Genomic DNA, 24,841 nt, shown 5'->3' on the forward strand with positions numbered 1-24,841 from the left:
GGGTCCTCACGCGGCGGGTCCTTTCTTCATGCGCTGCTCCAGACGGGCGAGGCGTGCTTCCAGGCGCTCGCTGCGTTCGCGCAATTCATCGACGCCGTCAAGGAAACCCTCTACTTCGCCGGGCGCCGCCGCCACGCGTGCTTCGTCGCGCAACCAATCGGCGGCATCGGTAGTGAGGTGGCTGGCGGTTTCCTTCGCATGGGCCAGCCCGTTGCGAACAGCTTTGGCCAATGGCACGCCCACCACATCGCCGAACGTGCGCGCAAAGGCTTCCTCGAAATCAGGAGCGAACTTGCTGGCGAGTTTTTCGAGGCGACGTGCGAGATCGGCGTCGCCGGCAATCTCCACCTTGCCCGGCGCCACGCCTTCGTCATCGCGTTTCATCAACATGGCCAGCAGGCTACCCGGCGTGGCGGCCACGCGCAGGTGGTTGTCTTCCTGGGCCGGACCCACCTTCAGCCGTTCGCCTTCCACGGTGACCGACAACGCCAGCTCCGGGCCGCGCAGGTGCAGCTGCACACTGCGGCCGTCGAGGGCGGATAGGCGCGTCATCGTTTCCGGGTCAAGCGAAAGGGTGTGGTTGAGAGCGGTTTCCAGTGCGCGGCCAGCGAGGGCGCGCAGAGGGCGGGGCAGCAGGGAGAGTGGCGAGGCGGCGGTCATGCCGGTGATTGTAGCGGTTGACGCGCGCTTGCCTCGTTGACCGCTAGCCAGGTCGCGCGCGGTTCTGGCAAACGTCGCGCAATGCCTCTGCTACCTCGCGAATAGTGGGGCCCCAGTCGCCGGGGTGGGATTGACGAAAGAGACGCACTGCTCCGGGATACCACGGCGAATCCGAGCCCTCATCGAGCCAACGCCAGTCGGTGTCGATGGATGGCAGCAAGATCCAGCAAGGCTTTCCCAGTGCGCCGGCAAGGTGGGCGATGGCGGTGTCGACAGCGATCACGAGATCGAGCTGGGCAATGATGGCCGCATCGTCGGCAAAGCCCCCAACGTCGCTTCCCAGATGCGTTAGTGGCTGTCCCGGCGGTGGGCTAGCCCCTTCATCTTCTCCCTGGCCCTTTTGCAGGCTGACAAAGCGAACGCCGGGAATGTCCCAGAGCGGCGCCAGTGACGTCAGACTTGTCAGAGAGCGGTTCCTGTCGTTGGCATAGGCGGTACCGCCCTTCCACACCAGGCCAACACGCAGCCCTTCGGTGGGTAGCCGCGGCGCCCAGGCGCGCAAACGATCCGCGGTTGGCCGCAGATAGGGGATGCTGGCCGGGGTGGTCTCCACGGTGGTGGCCAGATGCAAGGGAAGACTGAGCAGAAAGGCCCAGTAATCATGGACGGGCGCCGTCGAGAGGTCGTCGGTGGCGAGCACGGCGTCCGCGCCATCGATGTCCTCGAAAAGAGACCGAAGGCGAGGGCTGCAGATCAGGGTAACCCGGCTGGCGCCCAACGACTTCAGCAGGGGCAGGTAGCGCACGAACTGAATCTGGTCGCCCAACCCCTGTTCCCAATGGATCAGGATGGATCGACCTTGCAGGGACTCGCCTTGCCATTGCGGATAGGCAAGTGAGGGCTTGATCACGTGACCCTTGGATGTGTTTGCCCCGTCGTAGCGGGCTTCGTAAAGGGGCCAGCCTTCGGACCAGCGTCCGGTGTAAAGCAACAGTAGCCCGAGGCTCCAACGCGCCTCGGCGTAGTCAGGCTTGATCGCCAGCGCGCGCCGGTAGGCGGCCTCTGCCTCGTCGAAGCGATTCACCTTCCGCAGCAGATAGCCCAGATTGAAGTGGGCCTCGGCATGGTCGGGTTGGATCGCCAGCGCGCGCTGATAGGCCGCCTCGGCCTCCTGGAAGCGGTTTGCCGCCTGCAACAGGTAGCCGAGGTTGTTATGTGCCTCGACATAGCCGGGCCGGATCGCCAGGGCTTGCCGGTACGCCGCTTCGGCCTCGGGCAGACGTTCCATCTCCTGCAGCAGGACGCCAAGGTTGTTGTGGGCCTCGGCGTGGTCGGGCCGGATCGCCACCGCTTGCCGGTAGGCCGTTTCCGCCTCGGTAAAACGCTTCATGACCCGCAGCAGGTTGCCGAGGTTGTTGTGGGCATTGGCGTGGTCGGGCCGCGTTGCGACGGCTTGCCGGTAGGTCGCCTCGGCTTCGGGGAGGCGGCCGACCTCCTGAAGCAGAACGCCCAGATTGTTGCGGGCTTCGGCATGGTTGGGCTGGATGGCGAGCGCACGCCGATAGCCCGCCTCGGCCTCGGGAAAGCGCCCGGCCACCCGGAGCAGGTTGCTCAGGTTGCTGTGGACATCGGCAAAGTCGGGCTCTTCCTTCAATGCGCGGCGCCAATAATCTTCCGCGGCGTCCAGTTGCCCCAGCCGACGAGAGCAGGCCCCTGCAATATTCAGCGCGTCGGCATTCCCGGGTTGCTGTTGAAGCACCTCGGTCACCATCGTCAACGCCTCCCCCGGTTGTCCCCGGGAGAGGAGCGAGGCGGCATGGTCGAGGCGGTCGGAAGGCTGAGGCGCCATGTGCTGCGTGTTCAGTGGAGGGATTCAGCGCCATAGTGACGCAAAGACAGGCCGAGCATCCCTGATGGTGAGCGAGTCATCCAGCGGCGGCATCCGGTGAGGGCATCCTGGCGCCAACCATCGGACATGTTCCGATATCCGAACGAGGGGAGCTAACCAGTCGCCCCGTCGAAGCCCAGCTGCCGCCACGCCTCATACACCGCCACTGCAACGGTGTTGGAAAGATTGAGGCTGCGGCTATTTGGCCGCATCGGCAGGCGCAGGCGCTGCGCTTCGGGAATGGCGTCCAGCACGTCGCCAGGCAGGCCGGCGGTTTCGCAGCCGAACAGCAAGGCATCACCGTGGGCGAAGCGGGCATCCACGTGGGCGACGCGACCGCGGGTGGAAAACGCGAAGACGCGTGGCTGGCCGATGCCCTGCAGGCAGCTGGCGAGGTCGTCGTGCACGGCCAGCTGTGCAAATTCGTGATAGTCCAGGCCTGCGCGGCGCAGGCGGGCATCGTCCAGCTCGAACCCCAGGGGCCTGATCAGGTGCAACGTGGCGCCCGTGTTGGCGCACAACCTGATCACATTGCCAGTGTTGGGGGGTATTTCCGGTCGGTAAAGAATGACATGCAGCATCCGAGCATTATCAGGTCTCTCCTGTGACCTGCAAGACGGTGAGCGTCCTTGCTCAGCCGTTGGAAGCGCGCGGGCACACCACGCCGTCGGGCGGCAGCGCGCAAGCGATCGGGGTGGCCATCAGCTGGCCGGCGCTACCGGCAGCGGCGAGGCGAATGGCGTCCGGTGAAGCATTCACCATGGCACCCAGCACGAGTCCGCAAACCAGCAGGCAAGCGACAAAGAGGCCGCGTAGCATCAAGGTTTCGAATTTCATGATCATGTCTCCGATGAAGTGGGGTAGGTCCTGCACGGTAGATATGGCAAGGCCCGTGCCAACCATCCGTTCACTTCCAAGTGACTGTGATTGTTGAAAATTCTCTAGAGGCCGGATGCCGGCTAGGTTGTCCGCGGACAGCGGCCGGGCGTGGCCGGACAGTCCGCCGGACACGCCAGCGGGCACTAAAACCCATGCCGTTGGTCATTTGCCAAGGTCCCAAGGCGCCGATAGCCTCGGGTGGCTCTCTTTAGTCGAAACAATCAGGAGTGTCGTGATGGCAAGAAAGCCCCTCGCCCTGCTCGTCGCAGGTTTGCTCAGCGTGTCAGCCGGTATCCCCGCCGTTGCCGCACCCGATATGGCCCCTGCCGAGACCACGCAGGCTGTGCCTGACATCGCGTACACCCGCTTCACGCTGCCCAATGGCCTCACGGTGGTGGTGCATGAGGACCACAAGGCCCCAGTGGTGGCGGTGAGCATCTGGTATCACGTCGGCTCCGCTGACGAGCCCAAGGGCAAAACGGGCTTTGCGCACCTGTTCGAGCATCTGATGTTCTCCGGTTCGGAGAACCACAAGGGCACGTATTTCCAGCCGTTCGAACTGGCCGGTGCCACCGACATGAATGGCACCACCTGGTTTGATCGCACCAACTACTTCGAAACGGTGCCGACTACCGCGCTCGACATGGCGTTGTGGATGGAGTCGGACCGCATGGGCCACCTGCTGGGCGCCATCGGCCAGAAGGAACTGGATACGCAGCGCGGCGTAGTGCAGAACGAAAAGCGCCAGGGTGAGAACCGCCCGTATGGCCGCGTGGACCAAAACATCCTGTCCAACACCTATCCGGGCAACCACCCGTACCAGCACGACACCATCGGCTCGATGACCGATCTCAATGCGGCCTCGCTGGCCGACGTGAAGCAGTGGTTCCACGACTACTACGGCGCTGCCAACACGGTGCTGGTGCTGGCGGGCGACATCACGGTGGCCGAGGCCAAGGCCAAGGCCGAGAAGTACTTTGGTGATATTCCGGCCGGCCCGCCGGTGCCGCGTCAGCAGCCGTGGATCACGCCGCTGAGCAAATCCACGCGCGGCGTGCAGCACGATCACGTGGCGCAGCCGCGTATCTATCGCACATGGGTGGTGCCGCAGCTGGGTACCGATGACTCGATCATGCTCGACCTGGCCTCCACCGTGCTCGGCGGCGGCAAGACCTCGCGCCTGTACCAACGCCTCGTTTATCAGGACAAGCTGGTTGACGATGTGTCGGCCAGCATTTCGCCGTTTGCGTTGGCCACCCAGTTCCAGATTCAGGCCGATGTGAAGGACGGTGTGGACCCGGCCAAGGTCGAGGCCGTGATTCAGGAGGAACTGAAGAAATTCCTCGCCGAGGGTCCGACGCAAGATGAGCTTGATCGCGCGAAGATCGGTAATCGCGCTGGCTTTGTGCGCGGACTGGAAAAGGTCGGCGGCATGGGCGGCAAGGCGGTGATCCTCGCCGAGGGTCAGGTCTATCGCGGCGACCCGGGTGCCTACAAGAAGGATATGGAGCGTGCCGATGCCGCCACCCTGGCGGGCGTCAAGGCAGCTGCCAACAAGTGGCTCAGCCATGGCGACTATCTGCTGACCGTGCTGCCGGCGAGCGACAACTTCAATCCTGAGGCGGAAGACGCCAAGGTCGCGGCGCTTCCTGCTGCCGAAGGCAAGCCGGTAGCCAAGCTGCCAACCAAGCACGAGTACGCGGCGGCCAAAAGCTCGGTGGATCGAAGCACCGGTGTGCCCAAGGTCGATAACTTCCCCGATCTGAGCTTCCCTCCGCTGGAGCGCGGCAAGCTCAAAAACGGCATCGAAGTGATCCTCGCGCAGCGCCACACGGTTCCGGTAACACATGTGCAGCTGATGTTTGACGCGGGCTATGCCGCCGATCAGGGTCACAAGCTCGGCACCGCCAGCTTCACCACCACGCTGATGAACGAGAGCACCAAGGATCTCGACTCGGTGGAAGTGGCCAAGCGCAAGCAGCGTCTGGGGGCGATTACTCGCGTCGGTTGCGGCCTGGACTCGTGCTCGGCATCGCTCAATGCGTTGAACGATCAGCTGCAGCCGTCGCTGGCGTTGTTTGCCGACATCGTGCGCAACCCAGCCTTCAAGGCCGATGACATCGAGCGCGTGCGTGGCCAGTGGCTGGCCAGTATTGCGCAGGAAAAGACCCAGCCCAGCGCGCTGGCGCTGCGCACGCTGCCGCCATTGTTGTACGGTGCGCATCACGCCTATGGCATTCCGTTTACCGGTACCGGTACCGAAGAAGCCATCAAGGCGATGAAGGCGTCCGACCTCGCTACGTTCCAGAGTAATTGGCTGCGCCCGGACAACGTGAAGATCCTGGTGGCCGGCGACACCACGCTGCAAAAGATCATTCCGCAGCTCGATGCCGCCTTCGGCGACTGGAAGGCACCCGCTAGCGCGCGGCCGAAGAAGAACATCGCCACCGTGGCGGCGCAGAGCAAGCCGCGTGTATTCCTGATCGACAAGCCGGATGCACCGCAGTCGCTGATCCTTGCTGGCCTGCTGGCGCCGTCCAGCAAGGCGCCGAACGAGCTGGCCATCGACGTGGCCAACGGCGCCTTCGGTGGCAGCTTCACTTCGCGTCTCAACATGAACCTGCGCGAAGACAAGCGTTGGGCCTATGGTGCTTTCAGCTTCATGCGCGATGCGATCGGCCAGCGTCCGTTCCTGATGTACGCGCCCGTGCAAACCGATAAGACCGCCGAGTCCGCAAACGAAGTGCTCAAGGAAGCCACTGAAGTGGTCGGCCCGCGTCCGCTGACCGAGCAGGAAGTGGACAAGATCAAGGACTCCAACATCCGCGGTCTGCCGGGCAGCTTTGAAACCGCTGCGGAAGTGCTGGGTGCGATGACCGAGATCGTGCAGTACAGCCGTCCCGACGACTATGTGCAGACCCTCAAGGCCCGCACCGAAGCAGTGACTCAGCCGGATGCGCAGAGCGCGATCGAGGAAATCATCAAACCCAAGGCGCTGACCTGGGTGATCGTGGGTGATCTCAAGAAGATTGAGCAGCCTGTGCGCGCACTCAAGCTGGGCGAGGTCGAGGTGATCGACGGCGACGGCAAGCCGAAGCCCTCGAAATAAACAACAACTTATGTGGGGACCTGTTCACGTCCCCGCGCTACGATGGAGGCCGGGTGGACAGCCGCCCGGCCTTTTCATATCCATGTCGTGGAGCTACTCATGCGCAAGTCCCTGCTGTTGCTCGTTCCCATCGCGTTGCTCGGCGCCTGCACCTACGGCATCACGCTGGACGATGCCGGCAAGAACGTCCGCACGGCCTGGAGTGGCGACGTGTCGTCCTGTCGCGACCTCGGCAAGGTCACGGTATCGGTGATGGACCATGTCGGCCCCGTGAACCGCAACGACATCAAGGTGCGTGACGAACTCGAAGTCATGGCGCGCAATGAGGCCGCCAAGATGCATGCCGACACCATCAAGCCGCTGGCCGACCCCAAGGACGGCTCACAGCCGTGGGGTGCCTTCCAGTGCGGCAACGCGCAGTTGGCGCCGGCCAACCGCCCGGCCACCACACCGACCAACCCGGCCAATCAGCCCAACCCGCAGGCCACGCCTGGCGGATTCGAGACGTATCCGGTCAAGAGCAACTGACCCGCGGATGGTTCCAGAGAAAAGGCGCCCTCGTGGCGCCTTTTTTTATGTGGGAGTGGCGCCGGCCGAGTGAGCGTCAGCCATGCAATTGCCGGTGCGAGGGCGTTTCCGTGGCGCTCTTTTCACATCGACAGGTCGACGCTGTTGCATGTATGCCGCCCCGAGCATAAAATTTACATGTATATATTACATATATGTACTATCTGGGCCGCGCGCCATGAGCAGCTTTCTCCCTACCGAGCAGCGACTGACGATCACTCGTCAGCGGCATCCTGCGTTTCCGCGGGAGCCTGCCGTGCTGGTGCGGTTGATCCGGCACATCTACAAGCGCGTGCATGACGATGCCAACGCGATGTTGCGGCCCTACGGCATCAATCACCCGGAATACAACCTTCTGATGATGTTGTACGGCACTGAGGGCTACACCTTGTATCCCACGGAGCTGGCCGATGCGGCGGGCGAGAAGTCGGCCAACATCACCCGCCTCACCAATGAGCTGTGCGACAAGGGCCTGATTGCGCGCCATGCCAGCGACGAAGATCGTCGCAGGGTTGCCCTCACGCTCACCAAGGAGGGCCTCGACCTAATCGAGAGTTTCCTGCCAGACGTCTGCGCCTTGCTCGCGCGCCAGGCGGGCGACATGCAGCCGCGTGAGATGCTGCAGTTAGAGCGCCTGCTCAAACGATTCCTGGCACAGCTGGAACGAGGCTGAAGCGTGTCGGCCGTACCTACTGATCTCACTATCCAGCAGCGCTGGCCTTGGCTGCGTGACTTTCTTGTAGGCGAGCGACTGTCCTGGATCTTCGTGTTCAAGTGCCTGCTGGCGTTCTATCTCGCCGCATGGCTGACCATGGTGTTTCAGCTGGAGCAGCCGTCGACCACCATGATCACGGTATCCATCGTCATGCATCCGCAGAGCGGCATGGTGTTGGCCAAGAGTTTTTACCGCGCCATCGGCACCTGCGCCGGCGTCTTGTGCGGCCTATTGATGATGACGGCCTTTCCGCAGCAGCGCGAGCTGTTTCTGTTCAGCCTCTCGCTGTGGGTGGCGCTGTGCGCGGGCGGCGCCGTGCTGTACCGCAACTTCATGTCTTACGGGTTTGTGCTCGCCGGTTATACCGCGGTGATCGTGGTGCTGCCGGCCATCAACAACCCATACGCCGTGTTCGATTCGGCGGTGATGCGCATCAGCGAGGTGATGTTGGGCCTCATCGTGGCCGGTCTCGTCAGCGACGTGGTGTTGCCGGAGCGTCTGCGCCAGGTGCTGCGCCGTCGTGCGCGGGAGCTCCATGGGCACTTTATTGATTTCGCGCGCAGCAGCCTCGGTGGCGCCATTCCCCGCGCGAAAATCGAGCAGGCGCATCTGCACTTCGTGCGCGCGGCGGTGGAGATCGAGGATCTTCGCTCCTCGGTGATCTTCGAAGACCCGGAAGCCCGCGCTCGCAGCAGTCGCATGCAGCTGCTCAATGTGCGCTACATGGCGGCAGCCACCAGCTTTCAGTCGCTGCACCACTTGATCAACCGGCTGAAGCGCAACAACCACCCGCGCACTTCTGGTGCGCTGATCAAGCTGTATGCGCCGGTAGCCGAGGCGTTGTCGCCGAAGGCAGACGAGCCCTACGTGCCAAGACAGCTGGCCACGCGCCTGGATGCGTGCGAAGCCCAGTTGCCGGCGCTTGCCACCAAGCTGCGTGAAGAGCTGCGCCAGGACCCCGAGCTGTTGCTGGAGTTCGATAGCGGCGCCGCCTTGCTTAATCGCTTCGTGAGGGAGTTGCGCGACTACACCGCGCTGGAAGCCGCCTTGCGCGAGACGCAGGGAACATTGGGCGGCACCGTGGAGCGGGTCGACTTCAAGCGCGCCAACGAATACGTTGCGCCGGCCATTGCGGTGGTCCGCACCTTTCTGACCATGAGCATGCTCAGCGTGTTCTGGCTGGCGACGGCGTGGCCGTTCGGGCCGAGCGCGATGCTGCTGGCCACGGTGTTCAGTGGCCTGCTCGCCACCTCGCCGCGGCCGATCGCGGCAACGGTCAACACCATCTTCGGCATTGCCATGGGCATGCTGGCCGCCTTTGTTGTGGTGCTGTGGCTGCTACCCGGCAGTGATGGCTTCCTGATGCTGGTGTTGGTCAGCGCACCGCTGTTGATGATTGGTCCCTACCTGACCACGCGCAATGCGACGCTGCCGGGCATCGGTTCTGGCTACATGCTGGGCTTCGCCACCATTCTGGCGCTGAAGAATCCGATGGTTTACGCCCCGGAACGACTCTTCAACGATGCCATCGCCTCGCTGTTCGGCCTGATGATGTGCGGCGTGGCCTACATGATCATTCCCGCGGTGATCGGCACCGCATGGCTGCGCCGTCGGCAGCTGCAGCAGTTGCGGCGCCAGGTGAGCATGGCCGCCACGGCACCGTTGGAAGGCCTGGTGTATCGGTTCGAGAGCGAGAATCGCGACCTGTTCCACCAGATCGTCCAGTTCACCAAGCCGGATAGTCCTGACTCGCACGATCAGCTGGCTTGGGCGCTGGCGGTGCATGACAGCGGACGCGCGGTGATCGAGCTGCGTCACGACATGCTGCATGCCGATCTGCCGCCGCCGCTCATTGAGTCCATGGAGCGTGCCGTGCAGTCGCTGGCCGCTCTTTATCACGAGCCGGACAAGGCGCGCTGGCAAGCGGCGGATCGTGACGTTGACCATGCCCTCACACTCACTCGGCAAACTCTGCCGCAGGCGCGCGCGAGCTGCCAGCCGGCGCTGGCGCATCTGTTGCAGCTGCGATCGGCGTTGCGTGACGACCAGTCCGCACTCGCTCCTTACATCGTCAAGGCACCGGAGACTTCTCATGCCTCGTGAAATCGCCCTGGGTGACGCGCTGGTGCCCGGCATGCTGCTGGTTTATCTGGGTTGCCTGCTTGTGCTGTGGGTGGTCGACACGATCGTCGGTCGCTACGGCCTGTATCGCTACGTCTGGCATCCCTCCCTGTTCCGAGTGGCCGTATTCTTCGTGCTGTTCGGTGCGGCCGGTCTGTTGTTGTATCCCTGAGCCCTTATGAAGATTCAGCCCCAAGCACTGCTACGTTTTTCCATTACCGCGGTCGCCGTGATCCTGGCGCTCGTGCTCGGCCACGCGGTGTGGCGCCACTACATGTATTCGCCCTGGACGCGCGATGGCCGCGTGCGCGCGGAAGTGATACGCATCGCGCCGGATGTTTCCGGCCTGGTGACGCGTGTGTCCGTTATCGACAACCAGGAAGTGAAGAAGGGCGACGTGCTGTTCGAGATCGACCCTGAGCGCTTCCGTATCGCCCTGCAGCAGGCCGAGGCCAATCTGGCCGCTGCCAAGGCGAGCGCCAAGGCTGCCGGCGCCAATATCGACGCCGTGCTTGCCAGCGCCGCCGCGCGCAAGGCTGAGTACGACATGCGTCAGGACCAGGCGCGTCGCCGTCAGGATCTGGCCGATGTCGTGCCGAAGGAAGAGCGTACCGATGCCAAGTCCGCCGCCGACACCGCGCTGGCTGTCTGGCAGCAGGCACAGGCTAGCGGCCATCAGGCCGGCGCCGCGCGCGAACAGGCCGAGGCCGCCGTGGTGCAGGCACAGGTCGCGGTCGATCGCGCCAGGTTGGATCTGGAGCGCACCGAGGTGCGCGCTCCCGTCGATGGCTACGTCACCAACCTGGATGTGCGCGTGGGTGACTACGCGGCAACCGGCAGCCCGCGACTCGCGCTGATCGATCGCCACAGCTACTACATCTACGGCTACTTCGAAGAAACCAAGCTGCCGCATCTGCGCGTGGGTGACCCGGTGCAGATTCGCCTGATGAGCGGCGGTGCCCAGCTCAAGGGGCGTATCACCGGTGTGGCGCGCGGCATTACCGACCGCGACAACCCCACAGGGCGCGATCTGCTGGCTGACGTCAACCCCACCTTCAACTGGGTGCGTCTGGCCCAGCGCGTGCCGGTGCGTATCGAGATCGAGGAAGACAGTATTCCCAAGGGCGTGATCCTTGCTGCCGGCATGACCGCCAGCATCGACGTGCAGCCGCGCCGCGTGCTCGACAAGGAGCAAGCGCAGCAGTAATCCCTTGTAGGAGCGCACTTGTGCGCGACCGCTGCGCCTAGTCGATGCCTTGACGCAGGTTGGTCGCGCACAAGTGAGCTCCTACATTTCCGGGGCGGTTGATAACATGTTCCACCATGAATCGACCGTTGCCCTCGCCGCGTAGTCTTGCCCGCCGACTGCTCTCACTGCGCCGTCGTCGCGAGCTGGACCTGTCCGGCTTTCCTGATTTCGCCGTGCCCGCTACCGCCATTGAAACGCTGGCGGGTCCGGCCGCATTCCGCGAAACGCTGTTGTCCCTTATCGGTCAGGCGCAGCGCCGCATCGTGCTGGTGGCGCTCTATCTGCAGGACGACGATGCCGGGCGCGAGGTGCTCGATGCCTTGTATGCGGCACGCAAGGCGCGCCCCGAGCTGCAGATCGAGGTCTACGTCGATTGGCACCGTGCGCGCCGCGGCCTGATCGGCAAGGGAAAAAGCGAAGGCAACTCGGCGATGTACCGCGACTACGCGCAGCGCTTCGGCGACGGCGTGGTGGTCCGTGGTGTGCCGGTGCAAACGCGCGAGCTGTTCGGCGTGCTGCATCTCAAGGGCTTCATCATCGACGGCGCCGTGCTGTACAGCGGGGCCAGCCTCAATGACGTGTATCTGGAAAGGCATGGGCGCTATCGCCTGGACCGCTATCACCTGATTCGTCATCGCACGCTGGCCGACAGCATGGCGGATTTCGTGCGCGCCCAGTTCTGCGACAACGACGCCGTGCCACGCTTCGACCGCTGGCCGTTGCCGCGCCCACGCGATATGCAGGAGCCCATCCGGCGCTTGCGCCAGTCGCTGCAGCAGGCGCAGTACAAGGGCCATAGCGAATCGCCGCGCGAAGGCGACGTATCGGTGATCCCGCTGGTGGGCTTTGGCCGCAGCGACAATGCGCTTAACAAGGTGTTGATCGACCTGCTGCGTGGCGCGCACAAGCGAGTGATTCTGCTCACGCCTTACTTCAATCTGCCCCGACCGGTCCGCAAGGAAATTGGGCACCTGCTGCGGCGTGGTTGCGAGTTGCACATCATGGTGGGCGACAAAACGGCGAACGATTTTTATATTCCGCCGGATCAGCCGTTTACGCGTATCGGTCTGCTGCCGTATCTGTACGAAGCCAATCTGCGCCGTTTCGCGCGCTCGCACCAAGGCGCGATCGAAAGCGGTCAGCTCAATCTGTGGTTGTGGCGGCACGGCGACAACAGCTATCACCTCAAAGGCCTATTCGTGGATGGGGAAATTGCCGTGTTGACCGGCAATAACCTCAACCCGCGTGCGTGGGCGTTGGATCTGGAGAATGGCTTGCTGCTGCGTGATCCGTCGGGTTTGTTGAATGCGCAGCATGCGGCCGAGTGGGGCGCATTGCGCAAGCACGCCACGCGCCTGGGTCACTACCGAGAGTTGCAGGGGGTGCGCAGCTATCCGCCGGAAGTGCGCCGTATGCTCAAGCGGCTGCGGCGTGTGAGGCTGGATCGTTTGCTTGGGCGCTTGCTCTGAAGCGCCGACGCAACAATCACCCACAGCTTTGTTACTACCTCAACGTCATTCCCGCGAAAGCGGGAATCCAGCGACTTTCGCCTTTTCCACAGCGTTGAAAGGCACTGGATTCCCGCTTTCGCGGGAATGACGGTGAGGCTTATGACGACGCTGACAGAAGATTCTGGGGGCGCTTAAGTCAGGCGCCTTTTAACCCGCCAATCGCTCCAATCGCAGCGTCAACCAGCGGGAAACGTCTGGCCATTCACTGTCGATCACGCTGAAGCACACCGTGTCCCGCAGCGTGCCATCCGGGCGGCGCTTGTGATTGCGCAACACACCTTCGCGGCGGGCGCCTAGTCGTTCAATCGCGCGCTGGGAATCAAGGTTGCGATGGTCCGTGTGAAGCTCCACTGCCACGCAACTCAGCGTTTCGAAAGCGTGCTGGAAAAGCAGGCGCTTGCAGGCCGTATTGACGTAACTCTTCTGCCAGCGCTTCGCGTACCACGTGTAGCCGATGGCGACACGGCGCGGATCGGCCACGATGTCGTAGAAGCGTGTGGTGCCAACGATTTCGCCCGAGCTTTTCTCGCGTACTGCAAAGGGCAGCATCAGACCGGCTTTCTGACCTTCCAGCGCCTTGCCGACATAGGCCGCTGCTTCGCCCGGTGCCGGTGCGCTGGTGAACCACAGCTTCCACAGCTCACCATCGGCGCTGGCGGCTTCCAGCGAGGGTGCGTGTTCAAGCGAGAGTGGTTCAAGCGCGACGAAAGCGTCTTCCAGTACGACAGGCGACAGCACAGGCATCGGGACTCCGGGAGAAGGGCGCTCAGGCGTCCAGGTCGGGGATCAGCTTGCTTTCAAGGCGGGCGATGTGGTCTTTCAGCAGCAGCTTGCGCTTCTTGAGCCGGGTGAGCTGAAGCTCGTCGCGGCTGAGCGTTGAAGCCAAATGCTCGATGGCCACGTCCAGATCGCGGTGTTCGACGCGCAATTCGGCCAGTAGATGGGCGATCTCGGCTTGATCCTGAACCTGCATGACGGCAGCTGGCAGCTAAGGGAATACCTCCAAGTGTACTGCTCCAGCCCCCCAGGCGGTCAGGCCGCTACAATAGGAGGCCGTCCCGCCCGATTCCGCCCATGTCCGCCCAGCCCGACGCCACCCGCACGCAGCACTACGAGGCCACCAAGCTGGCCAAGCGCCTGCGCCATCAGGTGGGCCAGGCCATTGCCGACTTCAACATGATCGAACACGGCGACAAGGTGATGGTGTGCCTGTCCGGCGGCAAGGATTCGTACACGCTGCTGGACGTCCTGTTGTCGCTGCAGGCCAAGGCGCCGATACGTTTCGAGCTGGTGGCGGTGAACCTGGACCAGAAGCAGCCGGGTTTTCCGGAGCATGTGCTGCCGGCGTACCTCACCGGGCGCGGCGTGCCATTCCACATCATTGAGCAGGACACCTACAGCACGGTCACCCGGGTGATACCCGAGGGCAAAACGATGTGCAGCCTGTGTTCGCGCCTGCGGCGCGGCGCGCTGTACCACTGGGCTGCGGCAAATGGCGTCACCAAGATCGCGCTGGGTCATCATCGCGATGACATTCTGGGTACGTTTTTTTTGAACATGTTTTACCAGGCGCAGCTCAAGGCCATGCCACCCAAGCTGCGCTCGGACGACGGGCGCCATGTGGTGATCCGCCCGCTGGCCTACTGCAAAGAAAGCGATATTGCCGACTATGCAGATCAACGCGAATTTCCCATCATCCCGTGCAATCTCTGTGGCTCGCAGGAAAACCTGCAACGCAAGGCGGTTAAGCGCATGATGGAGGACTGGGAAAAGACCCAGCCCGGCCGCGCCGAGAATATTTTCCGCGCGCTGGGCAGTGTGTCGCCTTCCCAGCTTGCCGACCGAAATCTGTTCGACTTCGCCGCGCTGGGCGCGCGCGAAGGTGTTACACGCGCCGATGCGCATCAGTGGCTTGCGGGATCGCCCGATGAGCCGTCACTCCAACAAGAATCAGTCGAGTAACGCCGTGTCCCACTTTGCATCCGTTGAAATGACCCCGGGCGATCCGATCCTGGGACTCACCGAGGCCTATCTGGCTGATCCGCGTCCGGGCAAGGTCAATCTGGGCGTTGGCATCTATTACGACGAGCAGGGCCGCATTCCGCTGATGCGTGCCGTGCAGGAGGTGGAGCAGAAGCTGGCGCTGGAAGCCAAGCCGCGCGGCTACCTGCCCATCGACGGCCTGCCGACCTATAACCTCGCCACCCAGAAGCTGGTGTTCGGTGAAGATTCGCCGCTGCTGGCCGCGGGCCGTGTGGCCACTTCGCAGACCATTGGCGGCAGCGGCGCGCTGCGCATTGGCGCCGATCTGCTGAAGAAGGTGCTGCCCACGGCCAAGGTCGCCATCAGCAACCCGAGCTGGGAAAACCATCGCGTGGTGTTCACCGCTGCTGGCTTCGACGTGGTGGAGTACGCCTACTACGATCCGCAGACCCATGGCCTCAACTTCGCCGGCATGCTGGCCGACCTCGGCAAGCTGGAGCCGGGCACGGTGGTGCTGCTGCACGCGTGCTGCCACAACCCGACCGGCGTGGATTTGAATGCCGAACAGTGGCAGCAGGTGGTGGACCTGGTGAAGGAGCGCAAGCTGATGCCCTTCATCGACATGGCCTACCAGGGCTTCGATGAAGGCATCGATGCCGATGCCACGGCGGTGCGCCTGTTTGCGGCGTCTGGCGTCGAAGCTTTCGTGGTCGCCAACTCGTACTCCAAGTCGTTCTCGCTGTACGGCGAGCGCGTGGGTGCGTTGTCCATCGTGGGCAAGGATCGCGAGGAAGCACTGCGCGTGCAGTCGCTGGTCAAGCGCACCATCCGCTCCAACTACTCCAGCCCGGCCACGCACGGCGGCGCGCTGGTCTCCGGTGTGCTCAACAGCGTGGAGCTGAAGGCCATGTGGGAGCAGGAGCTCGGTGAGATGCGTGAACGCATCCACGCCATGCGTGCCGGCATGGTGGAGAAGCTGGCCGCTTCCGGCGCATCGCAGTACGGCTTCATCCAGGAGCAGGCGGGCATGTTCTCCTACTCTGGCCTGAGCAAGGCCCAGGTGGACCGCCTGCGCGAGGAGTACGCCATCTACGCCATCGGCACCGGCCGCATCTGCGTGGCGGCGTTGAATCGCAACAACCTGGATACGGTGGTTAGTGCCGTCGCTGCGGTCAGCCGCTGATAGAAGCCCAAACCTACATGCTCGTCATCCCGGCGCAGGCCGGGATCCAGCGCCTCAGTTTCTGAGAAAGCGACACAGCACCATCGATGCTTGTCGCCACTGGATTCCGGCCCTTGCCCCCTTTTTGGGGGTACGCCGGAATGACGGCAAAACCACGGATACCGAATGTTCTTCCGCAATCTAAGGATCGGTTAGATCCTGTGGACTCGTAAAGATCGGATTGTGCCCATGGACTACCATGCGTTGCCAGCCAGTGAGAGCTAAGTAAGGCTCTCATTGGCCGACTAACATCACTTGGGCAAGGAACATGGCGCAATTGTTAGGAGTCAATCTGCAGCCTCATCGGGCTGCAGTGAATGAGGGCCAGATCAACTGGGAGCCATTTGGGCCAAAGATCTGCGGCTTGCCTCAACTGACGTGGGAGACAGGGATGCCGTGGCGAGAGGCCAATCTCTGGTTGTATGAACGCGCGTGTGAGAAGCAAGTCGGTCTGAAGACCGTACTCTCCAATGCAGCGTCGCTGCATTCATACGCCAAGTGGCTGGAGTCCACGGGAACGCATTGGTGGGAGTTTCCGCAACGGAAGGCTGACCGCTGTCTGGTCCGCTATCGGGGAGCGTTGATCAAAGCGCGAGATGTCGGTGAAGTGGCGCCCTCGACAGCGGCAGCCCGGATGCGCGCCGTGATCGCCTTCTACAGATGGCTCAAGAGTACGGGTCTCATTTCTACTGAATGGCCCATGTGGCGGGACCGTATCGTCGGTATTCGCTCAACGGATGTCACTGGTCTTGACCGTACGTTGGCCGTCGCCAGCACCGATCTCTCGATCCCTCACCGGGCGAGAGATGGGATACGCCTGGAGGATGGCGTCACACCACTCAGCTTAGAGGACCGTGATGCGCTTCTGAGGCTGGCCAAGGAGCACGCTTCGGAGGAAGTGTTCCTGATGTTGGCCTTGGGATTCTTTACTGGCATGCGCCTTGGCACGATTTGTAACCTCAAGTGCGGCACTCTATTGAACGCCGCACCCGACGTGAGCGGACCGTTCATGTACCGGCTAGCAGTGGGCCCTAACGCCAGCCCTCCTGTAGCGACTAAGTACGGCGTGACGGGCCATATTCTGATCGCGTCTCCACTGCTCCAGCGCGTACGCAATTACGTGATGTCGGTAAGGCGGTTGAATCGCGAGGCGAAGGCAAGCCACGATCATAAGGATTTGGTGTTTCTTACCCGCTACGGGAACCCGTATGCCGCACGTGGTGCAGATAAGAGCCCGAGTCTGAACACCGAGATCTATCGGCTGAAGAAGGTGGTGTGCGCGAACGGACCTCATCTGCGCGACTTCAATTTTCATCAGACGCGCGCGACCTTCGGTACAGCCGTCGCTGAGATTGCCATCCGTGTTGGCGGTCCCATCAATGCCATTGCGCTGGTCAAAGACTTGCTCTTGCATAAGCATGAAGCGACTTCACTGAAGTACATCAAGTTCGTTCAGCAGCAACCCATTAAAGAGGCGCTTGCGAACGAGTTCAGCCGCGACTTCATTGGTGCCCTAAGTCCCAAGCTTGAGCCAACGCTGTGATGTCGCTGCCGGTGTTGGACTTTCCGGAAATGCCCATAGGGCCCCAGGAGAAACCATGGAGTCTGCAGGCGCTCCTGTATCGAGGGGCGGCTAAAGCCAATCGTTGCCATGTTCACCATCAGATCGATCATGGTCTGCTAGGGCCAGCAAGACGTGCACGATTACAGGTCCTGACGAAACTTCATGACTACTTGCGGGCCAAGTTGGTCGCTGGTAGCCCTAAAGCCACGCTTCGAGGTGAGATTCGCCGATTGCGGTCGCTCTATGCCTATGCCGACACTATTGATGAGGACATCACGCTCGCCAATGTCGAGCAGATTTTTGTTCAGTGGGCGCACAGCCAAGAGCAGCGTGTTCGGCTAAAGACCCTGTCAGTTGCGTCGCTCTACGGCACCGGGTGTCAGCTCTCGAGTTTGCTTGCGCACGCGCTGGATTTACCGTCGGACAGGGCCTTACGAAGAGCCGCGCGGCTAAGATTTCCGAAGTCCAATAAGAAGGTCCTGGGTACCCAAACCGACAAGCAGAACTTGTCCGATACGTATGCGATGGGTCATGCCTTACTTGATATCGCCAACGCGCTGACGTTGGAGAAGATCAACGGCCCGTTGCCGATCGAGATGTGGTTGCGCACCGGTCAACGTTGGCAAGAGTGGTCAGGGCTCAAGCCAGCCAATCGTGTGCGTACTTTGAATCCGCAGATGCATAATCCGTCGGTGGTCCGGAAGGTGCAGGCACTCCGCGAGCGATGGTCGCAAGATACCTCGTTACGCGTACGCTTCCCCTTGATCAACCTGCGCCTGGAAGCTGAATTGCAGATCTTCATTGCGCAAACAGGTATGAATCTGTCTCAGGCAGCCAAGCTTCGCATGGGCGATTTTCGATACCAGAGCTATAACGGTGGTTACGCCGTACGCCGGTACAAGGGCAGGAGGCGGGGCGAGGTCGAGTTCGAGATTTTCTCTGAATATCGTCCTGTGTTTGAGCGCTACCTCAACTGGCGCGAGCAAGTTTTCCCTGAGAGCAAGGACGGGCTGCTCTTCCCATTCCTTTCCGTTCATGGCGAGGGGGAGAGACAGCAAATGTACTGCAACCGGACCAAGCGAACGCTTGAGGCCTTGGGTGTACCATTTTTTGGCGCTCGACAGCTTCGCTGTACGCGTATCAACTGGTTGTTGCGTCGCTCTGACGACCCCGTGCTCACGGCGGAGCAAGCGCAGCACACGGTACAGACGTTGGTCCGCCAATACGAACGACCGCACCATCAGAGGGCTGCCATTGAGGCTACACGGTTCTGGCAGGTGACCGATCCAGCTATCACTCCGCCGAGTCCAGGCGCGTGCGTGGGGATATTGCCGATGTCTCGAGCCGATACACCAGGGACCGCACCCACTCCAGACTGTGTGAACGCCGGGGGATGCCTGTTCTGTCTTCAGCATCGCGATATCGATAGTTTCGACCACGTTTGGTCTCTGGCGAGTTTTCGCCACCTTAAGAGTCTGGAACTCACCCGGGCCAACATCGGTGGTTCCCAGGACAAACCGACGTCACTGCTGGTCGTTGAGCGAGCTAGCGAAAAGATTGAGGGCTTTGCCGCGGGAGATGGCGAGCAGCCGGCGTGGGCGGTGGAGGCGGTGGCACGTGTTACGGAAGGGCATTACCACCCGTATTGGGATGGCTTGATTCAATTGGCGGAGCACCTTGAATGGGTCTAGCACTGACATTGAAGGTGGCGCAGGCAACCATCACCCCCTCACACGCGTACTTTCGACTGCCGAGCTGGCCGCCACCGGAGGATTTCCCGGTCGTGGTCGATCGCCATGGGAGTGTGGTGAGCCGCTTTTCGGACTCTGTGTGGGATTTGGCGGTATACGCCGGTCAGTCCACCATCCTCAACTTTGGGGATGGGCCCAAGCTAAACGGCGCACCGCCCATCGATGCTGCTAATGCCAGGCTACTTCGGTTGGTAATGGCATGGCTCATGTTTGGTGACCGCCCCATGGTGGGCACTGCGTCCCTTCGTAATCGGTTTTCTGAGTTGAGACCCCTGTTTGTGCTCTGCTCCCAGAAGGGCATTGTGGCGTCGGCGCTGGCTAACTTCCCCCAAGTGGCAAAGGAGTTGCCCCAGATCTCCGCTGCTAAATCCGAACGGTTCTTGCGGGTGTTGCATGACCTTTGGCTGGCACGAGATGCAATTGGTTTCCAATTGCTCGATCAGGAAGGGCTTCGGCATTTCGCGACAGCCATCTCTACCGAAGAGCGGCGTCAGACACCTTTTATTCCACCGCGCATTTGGCTCTATCAGGTCCAGCGACTGCGAACTTTCCTGGATGATTTTCACCAGCATGCTAACGCGGTAGGTGCGCTCTATCGCCTTTGCCTGGAGGCGACGGAAGCATCCGCTACGTCCCCCTCGCCCGGAGCTGAGATTCCTGCCAACGGCTGGTTTGCTGAGGCAGCTCGGCGGCTCCAGGTGGCGGAACTCCTGCAACGTTGGTGTTTGAAAGATGGGCAGCTGCTGCCTCCCGATGCCCATCCGAGAATGCTGTCGTCCTACCTGGGGCAAGTCGGTTTCGTTGGTATGGCATACCTCATTAACTTCTCTGGTATGCGCCGCAGTGAATTCCGATCATTGCGGGCCAACTGCCTTGAGATCGAGCACGACACTCGATTTGGAGATATCTACTTGCTGAGAGGAACCACGAGCAAGACAATTGAGGACGATGACGCCCTATGGGTGACTTCCCCTACGGCGCGCTTGGGCGTCGATGCCTTGGCGGCAGTATCTCGCTTGCGCCTGGAGGCCGCTCTCCGCTATCCCGATGTTCCGGTTCGCGAGAATGATTGCGCGAATCCACGATTGATGGTCCGAGCCTATGACCCTTGGTTAGGCACCCAGCGCGGGAGTCTGCGCCGTGACCTGTCTATCCTCCATCGTGTTCGAACCTACGCCAACTGGAACCAGGGTTGTCCCACCCTGTTTGACCCCGAGGAACTCCGAATAAATCAATCCGATTTGGATATGGCGCGACTGATTAATCCTACGCTGGACCAAGATAAGTTCTACGTGGGAGCGTTATGGCCCCTGGCTTGGCATCAATTGCGGCGAACTACGGCAGTCAATATGATCGCATCAGGTATCGTCAGTGATGCATCAGTTCAATATCAATTGAAGCACTTGACGCGCGCAATGTCGCTTTATTACGGGCAAGGCTACTCTCAGCGTAACCTGAATCAAGCTGCGCGCGAGGATTACATCCGAACGACCTACGAGATGTTGAGCTTGCAAGCCAGTCAACTGGTTGGTGATGATTTTGCTTCGCTCATTGGACCTCAGCATAAGACCAACATGCTCTGCGCTATCCGTGACGCCGATCTGATTGGACTGGAACGCAAAGCCAAGGCTGGCCAGCTCCACGTGCGTCGGACGCTCTTGGGCGTGTGTTTGAAAAAGGGGGCTTGCCCCTTTGGCGGTATCGAGTCGATCACTCCTTGTGCTGGCGCGGGCAGCCATCCGGTGTGCCCTGATGGTCTGGTCGACAAGCGCAAGCGGGGGGCGTTCGTTGCCTTAAAGGAGGTGGCTTCCGTCCGATTATCATCAGCGACCGAGGGCACACCTTTGCATGAATCGCTGACATATCAGTGCAAAGCCTTAGAGCATGTCATCAATGTCATCGACACCCACTCCTGAGTACGGCCTGGCTGAAAAAGCCTTTCGTGAGGCCTTCGAGCGCTTGAAACGGGACGTGCCTACTCTGCTTCCAAAGGGGACGCCCGTCACCCAGAATAATGTGGCACGGGAGGACGGCAAGGATCCCAGTGCCCTTCGAAAGAGCCGCTTCCCCACACTCGTCGCAGAGATTCAGGCCTACGTCGAGACGCACAATGCTTCTCAAAAATCTTCCGCGCGGCAAGATGTGCTGGGTGCCCGAAAGCGTAACAACGAGCTTAAAGAGAAGATCGATCGCGTAATCATTGAGAGGGATCAGGCGCTATCACTACTCGTGGAAGCAGATGCCAAGATCGTTGAGCTCACAGCGGAAATATCGAGGCTTCGAGCGATGTTGCCCGCCTCCAATGTGACACCCTTAAGCACATTGCGCTGAGGTTGCAAGTCACAAAGTGACGAGAATGGAGAGGTTCGCTACGGGGCGAGAACGTATGCTCTAAGGCCCAATAAAAATGCGCTCGAAGCAAAACCCCGCAAATTACCCCAGGTTGTAGTAGAACTCGGCGTAGTACTCTCCCGTGCCCACCGGGATCTGGCCAAGCGTGAATTGAACCGCTTGAGGTATCCAGTTCATCACCTGCGCAACTTCCTCTGCCATATTGATCTCCATCGGGGCAGATTTGATCAGGGCGTGAAAGTATTCATCGATTCTTCCACGGAGAATCGATTCAGCGTGATGTGTGCTTCCAGCCACGGCAATGCATACTCGCACACCCTCTCCTGTGGCGTAATAGATCATGTAAGAGACGAACAAGCCACGAACGAGAAACTGCGAATCAGGGCTATCGGCATGCATGTTCGGCTACCTCGTTGGATGATGCGTCAGCGGGCCGTCTGGCCGAAGTTCAGGGAAGGTCTGAAGAATGCGCCAAGGCTCATTTGGTCGTGCTCGTCAGCCTTTTAGGACCCATCCCGACCGGGCACTCTATTTGTGGCCATTTCGCTACCAATCGCTGGACTTGCCACCACCCAGTGAACTCCTGAATGTCCAAACAGGTTTTACTGTACAAATGGCGCAATAGAGCACAGCGCGATATCAGCACTTAGGACGCCGTTCCAGGATGTCCGCTATGGGTCGGGAGCGGACCTAAACAGCCCCGCTAGCCAGTCATGCCGGCTTCACGACGCCCAAACAACAAGTACATTTACACCAATCACCAGTGGACAAAGAGCTACACGTCCTTGCCGAGTGTTTCCAGAGAAGTAATGCGGCTTGTTAATATCTTAATGTCATTGAGCGACCAATGACCAAGATTATTTTGTATAAAGTCAAATATCTCTGGAATTTCCGCCTCGGAACTTACGAAGATATATCGGATATCACTCGCCGTAAAACGCAGCGCGTGCTTTTCGACCGCCGCATTTAGCTCTGCACGCTTTGCATCGGTATCATCTCTGAATGCTACATGCTCATATGCGTGGGGCACGAAACGCCACTCATTTTCTTGATAGAAATCTTTTGCGATTAGCTCACCCCTAATGACCATGCTGCCAGACAGAGGCTTCACCATCGATAGTATGGACTGAAAGTGTGTATCACAATCCAATAGCTCGCCAATTGCGTCTATTTTTTCGCCGGTTAATTTGAAGAGGTCGATCATGAGCTTTGTGACGACCCCGGTACTCGGCGTATATATCAACGGCTGCAACGAGCTCTTAAGCCCCCATTCTTTTGTGACACCCAGGCCATAGTTGCCATAAAAATCGGTGTGCTCAGAAATCCGAGAAATAGGTATGTCGCAAAAGCTGACCATCGGCACACCCACGAATTCAACTGAACCAGCCCCTAGCCAGCTTATGTCTTCTAGGCAATATCGCGGATAAAAGCCACTCTTCAAAATGCCCTTCAAAAACTCTAAGGAGCGCGTGAAGTGAAAGAGGGTGTTCGATTTTGGAGTGCTCACGGTGCTCTGTACCTCAATTGGCGTCTATCTTTGTAATTTCTAATGTCGACTATGGGTCGGAAGCGGACACTTTCGATCTTATTCTGAACCAGCGCTCTTAGCGCCTTTGCCCGACCAAAGGTCGCAGCCTCGTTGAACTCTTCCTCGGTGGATAGAACGTCATCGGTGCCGAGTCGGGTCGCGACAAAATGTCGTAAAAGCAGGGCGACGGCATGCCGTTGAGAGTCGCTGCAAAAGCCAAGAAGCGGGTTCTCAGTGCCATGCAACACTCCTTCCGCTTGCGCGTCTATAGTGTGTTGCGTTGACCGGCTGGCGTTGGGGTTCACATGCATGGTGAGTCGAGGGTGAAATGAGCCGAGAGTGGCCTTTCTATTTGGTGATCGCGCTCATGGCCCTTCCGGCTCCGTTGGCAATTATTTCGGTCGCCACCTTCAACTTGAGGACGTACTTGTTGGTGCGAAAGGTCCAGGATGCCTATGGGCAACTAGGTCGGAAGTGGCCGTTTTGGTCCAACACGGAAAGGCAGATTGCCTTCGTGCTATCTCCCGATCAGATCATGCACGACGAACCTGGAATCGCTTCGACTGAGAAGGCTTGCCACATGTTTGCTCGTAGATCACCTTCAGCAGAAGCTCGAAGCCAAGTAGCCGCAATAGATAGGCCGAATTTGAGTCATCCGTGTCACTTAGGCGTTCAGCTGCCCGGAGGCGGGATGCACTCTCATTCAGCATTAGCTTCCGTCGCAGCTGATCCATGCTCCAGCCTCAGTGTAGTTACACGGCCAATCTATCCCGTCGAAGCCCCGTGCCTGCGAGGCTGGGAAAGGTCCGCTTCGGGTCGCAAGCGGACCTTGGCCGATTGGCGTCAGTTAATCATGAAATCTAGACGCAGTCGCCCGATCGCGATCATCTAAGGCTTGGCACCACTGACTGACCAGCGCATACTGGCAGAGCTGGGAAGTTAGCATTCTGTCGCGCCCTAACGCCACATGGATGACCGACGCCCCGCCAGGCCGCCTTCGGGCGGCTTGTTTTTTGCTCCTTTAGTGGCGTTTTGCGGAGCGTCATAAGCGAAGCTGACATCGCAAAACATTTTTTTGCTGCAGAGTGCGGTGTTGTTGCGTTGATCACTTAAGCGTACATACGAGTGCGTCCACGAGAGGAATGCAACTCAACTAAGCACCGAGTTGTAGAGGCATTGCGGCATTAATCTCCTGGCCTGAGTAAAGGTGCAATGCGACTTTGCACCAGCGCGTGGATGAAGGCGCAATCCAATATTGCAACATGCGAAGCCTCCAGCAGCTCGCCGCCAATCTCCCCTTGGAATTCACCTTCGCGCCAAAGCAGCGCGCGCCAGACCGCGGAATCCCGAGTAGTCGTATAGGAGCCTTCGTAAGTGTAGGGGCCGAACACACCACGCAGAGTCGTCATCTAGCGACCTCTTCATACCGAGCAGAGCGATTGATCCATTGCTGATGGGCGTTGCTGACTGCTCCTGATCCGAGCAACGCCCGTCTTGATCCTCCGCCGTGCCACATGGTGTGTCCATACATCATTCAGCCCGCCTTTCGGCCTAGATGTGCCCAGTCCAAGATTTCAGACCGTCCGTCATCTCCACCCGTGCTGCGCACGAACAGGCTGCCACCGCCGGGCCAACCTCGATCTGGTGATCCTGGGGCGTCCGCTTTGGGTTGCGACTTCAGCCGGTCAACGCAACACACTATAGACGCGCAAGCGGAAGGAGTGTTGCATGGCACGCAGACC

At 60.5% G+C, this 24,841-nt stretch carries 21 protein-coding genes; 13 read left to right on the top strand and 8 right to left on the bottom strand.

Going from position 1 to position 24,841, the window contains the following annotated elements; genetic code table 11:
• Positions 1-6: 6 nt before the first annotated feature.
• The 4 genes from AC0GUR_RS16125 to AC0GUR_RS16140 all read right to left on the bottom strand — a co-directional run bounded on the left by AC0GUR_RS16125 (position 7) and on the right by AC0GUR_RS16140 (position 3,385).
• Complete coding sequence (locus tag AC0GUR_RS16125; RefSeq protein WP_472878514.1) at positions 7-660, bottom strand: ubiquinone biosynthesis accessory factor UbiJ; 654 nt, start codon at positions 658-660, stop codon at positions 7-9.
• Positions 661-703: 43 nt separating this feature from the next.
• Positions 704-2,509, bottom strand: a complete 1,806-nt coding sequence (locus AC0GUR_RS16130) for a tetratricopeptide repeat protein (RefSeq protein ID WP_472878515.1) — start codon at positions 2,507-2,509, stop codon at positions 704-706.
• 152 nt (positions 2,510-2,661) lie between these two features.
• Positions 2,662-3,129, bottom strand: coding sequence for a tRNA (uridine(34)/cytosine(34)/5-carboxymethylaminomethyluridine(34)-2'-O)-methyltransferase TrmL (gene trmL / locus AC0GUR_RS16135; RefSeq protein ID WP_472878516.1), 468 nt, complete (start codon positions 3,127-3,129; stop codon positions 2,662-2,664).
• 52 nt (positions 3,130-3,181) lie between these two features.
• The gene (locus tag AC0GUR_RS16140) at positions 3,182-3,385 is read right to left on the bottom strand and encodes a hypothetical protein (protein WP_472878517.1); all 204 of its coding nucleotides are present in this window, start codon (positions 3,383-3,385) and stop codon (positions 3,182-3,184) included.
• 277 nt (positions 3,386-3,662) lie between these two features.
• Here AC0GUR_RS16140 and AC0GUR_RS16145 point away from each other — a divergent pair, with 277 nt between their 5' ends.
• The 7 genes from AC0GUR_RS16145 to pssA all read left to right on the top strand — a co-directional run bounded on the left by AC0GUR_RS16145 (position 3,663) and on the right by pssA (position 12,657).
• Positions 3,663-6,536, top strand: a complete 2,874-nt coding sequence (locus AC0GUR_RS16145) for a M16 family metallopeptidase (RefSeq protein WP_472878518.1) — start codon at positions 3,663-3,665, stop codon at positions 6,534-6,536.
• Positions 6,537-6,635: 99 nt separating this feature from the next.
• Entirely contained in the window at positions 6,636-7,064 is a 429-nt protein-coding gene (locus tag AC0GUR_RS16150) for a DUF4156 domain-containing protein (RefSeq protein WP_472878519.1), read from the top strand.
• Between the two features lie 217 nt (positions 7,065-7,281).
• Positions 7,282-7,776: a MarR family transcriptional regulator gene (locus tag AC0GUR_RS16155; protein WP_472878520.1), complete on the top strand. Its 495-nt coding sequence runs from the start codon at positions 7,282-7,284 to the stop codon at positions 7,774-7,776.
• Positions 7,777-7,779: 3 nt separating this feature from the next.
• Positions 7,780-9,921 carry an FUSC family protein gene (locus tag AC0GUR_RS16160; RefSeq protein ID WP_472878521.1) on the top strand — a complete coding sequence of 714 codons (2,142 nt, stop codon included), beginning with the start codon at positions 7,780-7,782 and terminating at the stop codon, positions 9,919-9,921.
• A complete protein-coding gene (locus AC0GUR_RS16165; RefSeq protein WP_472878522.1) occupies positions 9,911-10,111 on the top strand; it encodes a DUF1656 domain-containing protein in 201 nt (66 codons plus the stop codon). Before AC0GUR_RS16160 ends, AC0GUR_RS16165 begins: the two co-directional genes overlap by 11 nt.
• A gap of 6 nt (positions 10,112-10,117) precedes the next feature.
• Positions 10,118-11,146: an HlyD family secretion protein gene (locus AC0GUR_RS16170; protein ID WP_472878523.1), complete on the top strand. Its 1,029-nt coding sequence runs from the start codon at positions 10,118-10,120 to the stop codon at positions 11,144-11,146.
• Positions 11,147-11,262: 116 nt separating this feature from the next.
• Positions 11,263-12,657 (top strand): CDP-diacylglycerol--serine O-phosphatidyltransferase, encoded by a 1,395-nt coding sequence (gene pssA / locus AC0GUR_RS16175; protein WP_472878524.1) that lies wholly within the window; start codon positions 11,263-11,265, stop codon positions 12,655-12,657.
• A gap of 189 nt (positions 12,658-12,846) precedes the next feature.
• On the opposite strand, the gene AC0GUR_RS16180 is transcribed toward pssA, so the two are convergent.
• Positions 12,847-13,443, bottom strand: a complete 597-nt coding sequence (locus tag AC0GUR_RS16180) for a GNAT family N-acetyltransferase (protein ID WP_472878525.1) — start codon at positions 13,441-13,443, stop codon at positions 12,847-12,849.
• A gap of 22 nt (positions 13,444-13,465) precedes the next feature.
• Complete coding sequence (locus AC0GUR_RS16185) at positions 13,466-13,672, bottom strand: YdcH family protein (RefSeq protein WP_114824938.1); 207 nt, start codon at positions 13,670-13,672, stop codon at positions 13,466-13,468.
• A 101-nt stretch (positions 13,673-13,773) separates the two neighbouring features.
• On the opposite strand from AC0GUR_RS16185, the gene ttcA reads away from it, so the two are divergent.
• From ttcA to AC0GUR_RS16215, 6 genes are all read left to right on the top strand, one after another.
• On the top strand, positions 13,774-14,661 hold the full coding sequence (ttcA, locus tag AC0GUR_RS16190) for a tRNA 2-thiocytidine(32) synthetase TtcA (protein ID WP_472878526.1): 888 nt from the start codon (positions 13,774-13,776) through the stop codon (positions 14,659-14,661).
• A gap of 4 nt (positions 14,662-14,665) precedes the next feature.
• Entirely contained in the window at positions 14,666-15,865 is a 1,200-nt protein-coding gene (locus tag AC0GUR_RS16195) for an amino acid aminotransferase (RefSeq protein ID WP_472878542.1), read from the top strand.
• A gap of 307 nt (positions 15,866-16,172) precedes the next feature.
• A complete protein-coding gene (locus AC0GUR_RS16200) occupies positions 16,173-17,447 on the top strand; it encodes a hypothetical protein (protein WP_472878527.1) in 1,275 nt (424 codons plus the stop codon).
• A complete protein-coding gene (locus AC0GUR_RS16205) occupies positions 17,447-19,159 on the top strand; it encodes a site-specific integrase (RefSeq protein WP_472878528.1) in 1,713 nt (570 codons plus the stop codon). The genes AC0GUR_RS16200 and AC0GUR_RS16205 overlap by 1 nt, the downstream gene beginning before the upstream one ends.
• Positions 19,150-21,135 carry a hypothetical protein gene (locus AC0GUR_RS16210; protein ID WP_472878529.1) on the top strand — a complete coding sequence of 662 codons (1,986 nt, stop codon included), beginning with the start codon at positions 19,150-19,152 and terminating at the stop codon, positions 21,133-21,135. The genes AC0GUR_RS16205 and AC0GUR_RS16210 overlap by 10 nt, the downstream gene beginning before the upstream one ends.
• A complete protein-coding gene (locus AC0GUR_RS16215) occupies positions 21,113-21,550 on the top strand; it encodes a hypothetical protein (protein WP_472878530.1) in 438 nt (145 codons plus the stop codon). The genes AC0GUR_RS16210 and AC0GUR_RS16215 overlap by 23 nt, the downstream gene beginning before the upstream one ends.
• Before the next feature lie 796 nt (positions 21,551-22,346).
• On the opposite strand, the gene AC0GUR_RS16220 is transcribed toward AC0GUR_RS16215, so the two are convergent.
• Together AC0GUR_RS16220 and AC0GUR_RS16225 are read right to left on the bottom strand one after the other, a co-directional pair.
• Positions 22,347-23,078: an abortive infection system antitoxin AbiGi family protein gene (locus AC0GUR_RS16220; protein WP_472878531.1), complete on the bottom strand. Its 732-nt coding sequence runs from the start codon at positions 23,076-23,078 to the stop codon at positions 22,347-22,349.
• 1,205 nt (positions 23,079-24,283) lie between these two features.
• On the bottom strand, positions 24,284-24,508 hold the full coding sequence (locus AC0GUR_RS16225) for a hypothetical protein (protein ID WP_472878532.1): 225 nt from the start codon (positions 24,506-24,508) through the stop codon (positions 24,284-24,286).
• Positions 24,509-24,841 lie beyond the last annotated feature (333 nt).

This window comes from Dyella sp. PARNA 12/25 (assembly GCF_055702865.1).

What these genes read in the sequence shown, in the direction of transcription:
- AC0GUR_RS16210 (WP_472878529.1), top strand. Translation starts at nt 19,150, where the DNA reads ATGGGTCTAGCACTGACATTGAAGGTGGCGCAGGCAACCATCACCCCC.
- AC0GUR_RS16200 (WP_472878527.1), top strand. Translation starts at nt 16,173, where the DNA reads ATGGCGCAATTGTTAGGAGTCAATCTGCAGCCTCATCGGGCTGCAGTG.
- AC0GUR_RS16205 (WP_472878528.1), top strand. Translation starts at nt 17,447, where the DNA reads ATGTCGCTGCCGGTGTTGGACTTTCCGGAAATGCCCATAGGGCCCCAG.
- AC0GUR_RS16145 (WP_472878518.1), top strand. Translation starts at nt 3,663, where the DNA reads ATGGCAAGAAAGCCCCTCGCCCTGCTCGTCGCAGGTTTGCTCAGCGTG.
- AC0GUR_RS16125 (WP_472878514.1), bottom strand. Translation starts at nt 660, where the DNA reads ATGACCGCCGCCTCGCCACTCTCCCTGCTGCCCCGCCCTCTGCGCGCC.
- AC0GUR_RS16170 (WP_472878523.1), top strand. Translation starts at nt 10,118, where the DNA reads ATGAAGATTCAGCCCCAAGCACTGCTACGTTTTTCCATTACCGCGGTC.
- AC0GUR_RS16140 (WP_472878517.1), bottom strand. Translation starts at nt 3,385, where the DNA reads ATGAAATTCGAAACCTTGATGCTACGCGGCCTCTTTGTCGCTTGCCTG.
- ttcA (WP_472878526.1), top strand. Translation starts at nt 13,774, where the DNA reads ATGTCCGCCCAGCCCGACGCCACCCGCACGCAGCACTACGAGGCCACC.
- pssA (WP_472878524.1), top strand. Translation starts at nt 11,263, where the DNA reads ATGAATCGACCGTTGCCCTCGCCGCGTAGTCTTGCCCGCCGACTGCTC.
- AC0GUR_RS16155 (WP_472878520.1), top strand. Translation starts at nt 7,282, where the DNA reads ATGAGCAGCTTTCTCCCTACCGAGCAGCGACTGACGATCACTCGTCAG.
- AC0GUR_RS16185 (WP_114824938.1), bottom strand. Translation starts at nt 13,672, where the DNA reads ATGCAGGTTCAGGATCAAGCCGAGATCGCCCATCTACTGGCCGAATTG.
- trmL (WP_472878516.1), bottom strand. Translation starts at nt 3,129, where the DNA reads ATGCTGCATGTCATTCTTTACCGACCGGAAATACCCCCCAACACTGGC.
- AC0GUR_RS16180 (WP_472878525.1), bottom strand. Translation starts at nt 13,443, where the DNA reads ATGCCTGTGCTGTCGCCTGTCGTACTGGAAGACGCTTTCGTCGCGCTT.
- AC0GUR_RS16165 (WP_472878522.1), top strand. Translation starts at nt 9,911, where the DNA reads ATGCCTCGTGAAATCGCCCTGGGTGACGCGCTGGTGCCCGGCATGCTG.
- AC0GUR_RS16225 (WP_472878532.1), bottom strand. Translation starts at nt 24,508, where the DNA reads ATGACGACTCTGCGTGGTGTGTTCGGCCCCTACACTTACGAAGGCTCC.
- AC0GUR_RS16130 (WP_472878515.1), bottom strand. Translation starts at nt 2,509, where the DNA reads ATGGCGCCTCAGCCTTCCGACCGCCTCGACCATGCCGCCTCGCTCCTC.
- AC0GUR_RS16215 (WP_472878530.1), top strand. Translation starts at nt 21,113, where the DNA reads ATGTCATCGACACCCACTCCTGAGTACGGCCTGGCTGAAAAAGCCTTT.
- AC0GUR_RS16150 (WP_472878519.1), top strand. Translation starts at nt 6,636, where the DNA reads ATGCGCAAGTCCCTGCTGTTGCTCGTTCCCATCGCGTTGCTCGGCGCC.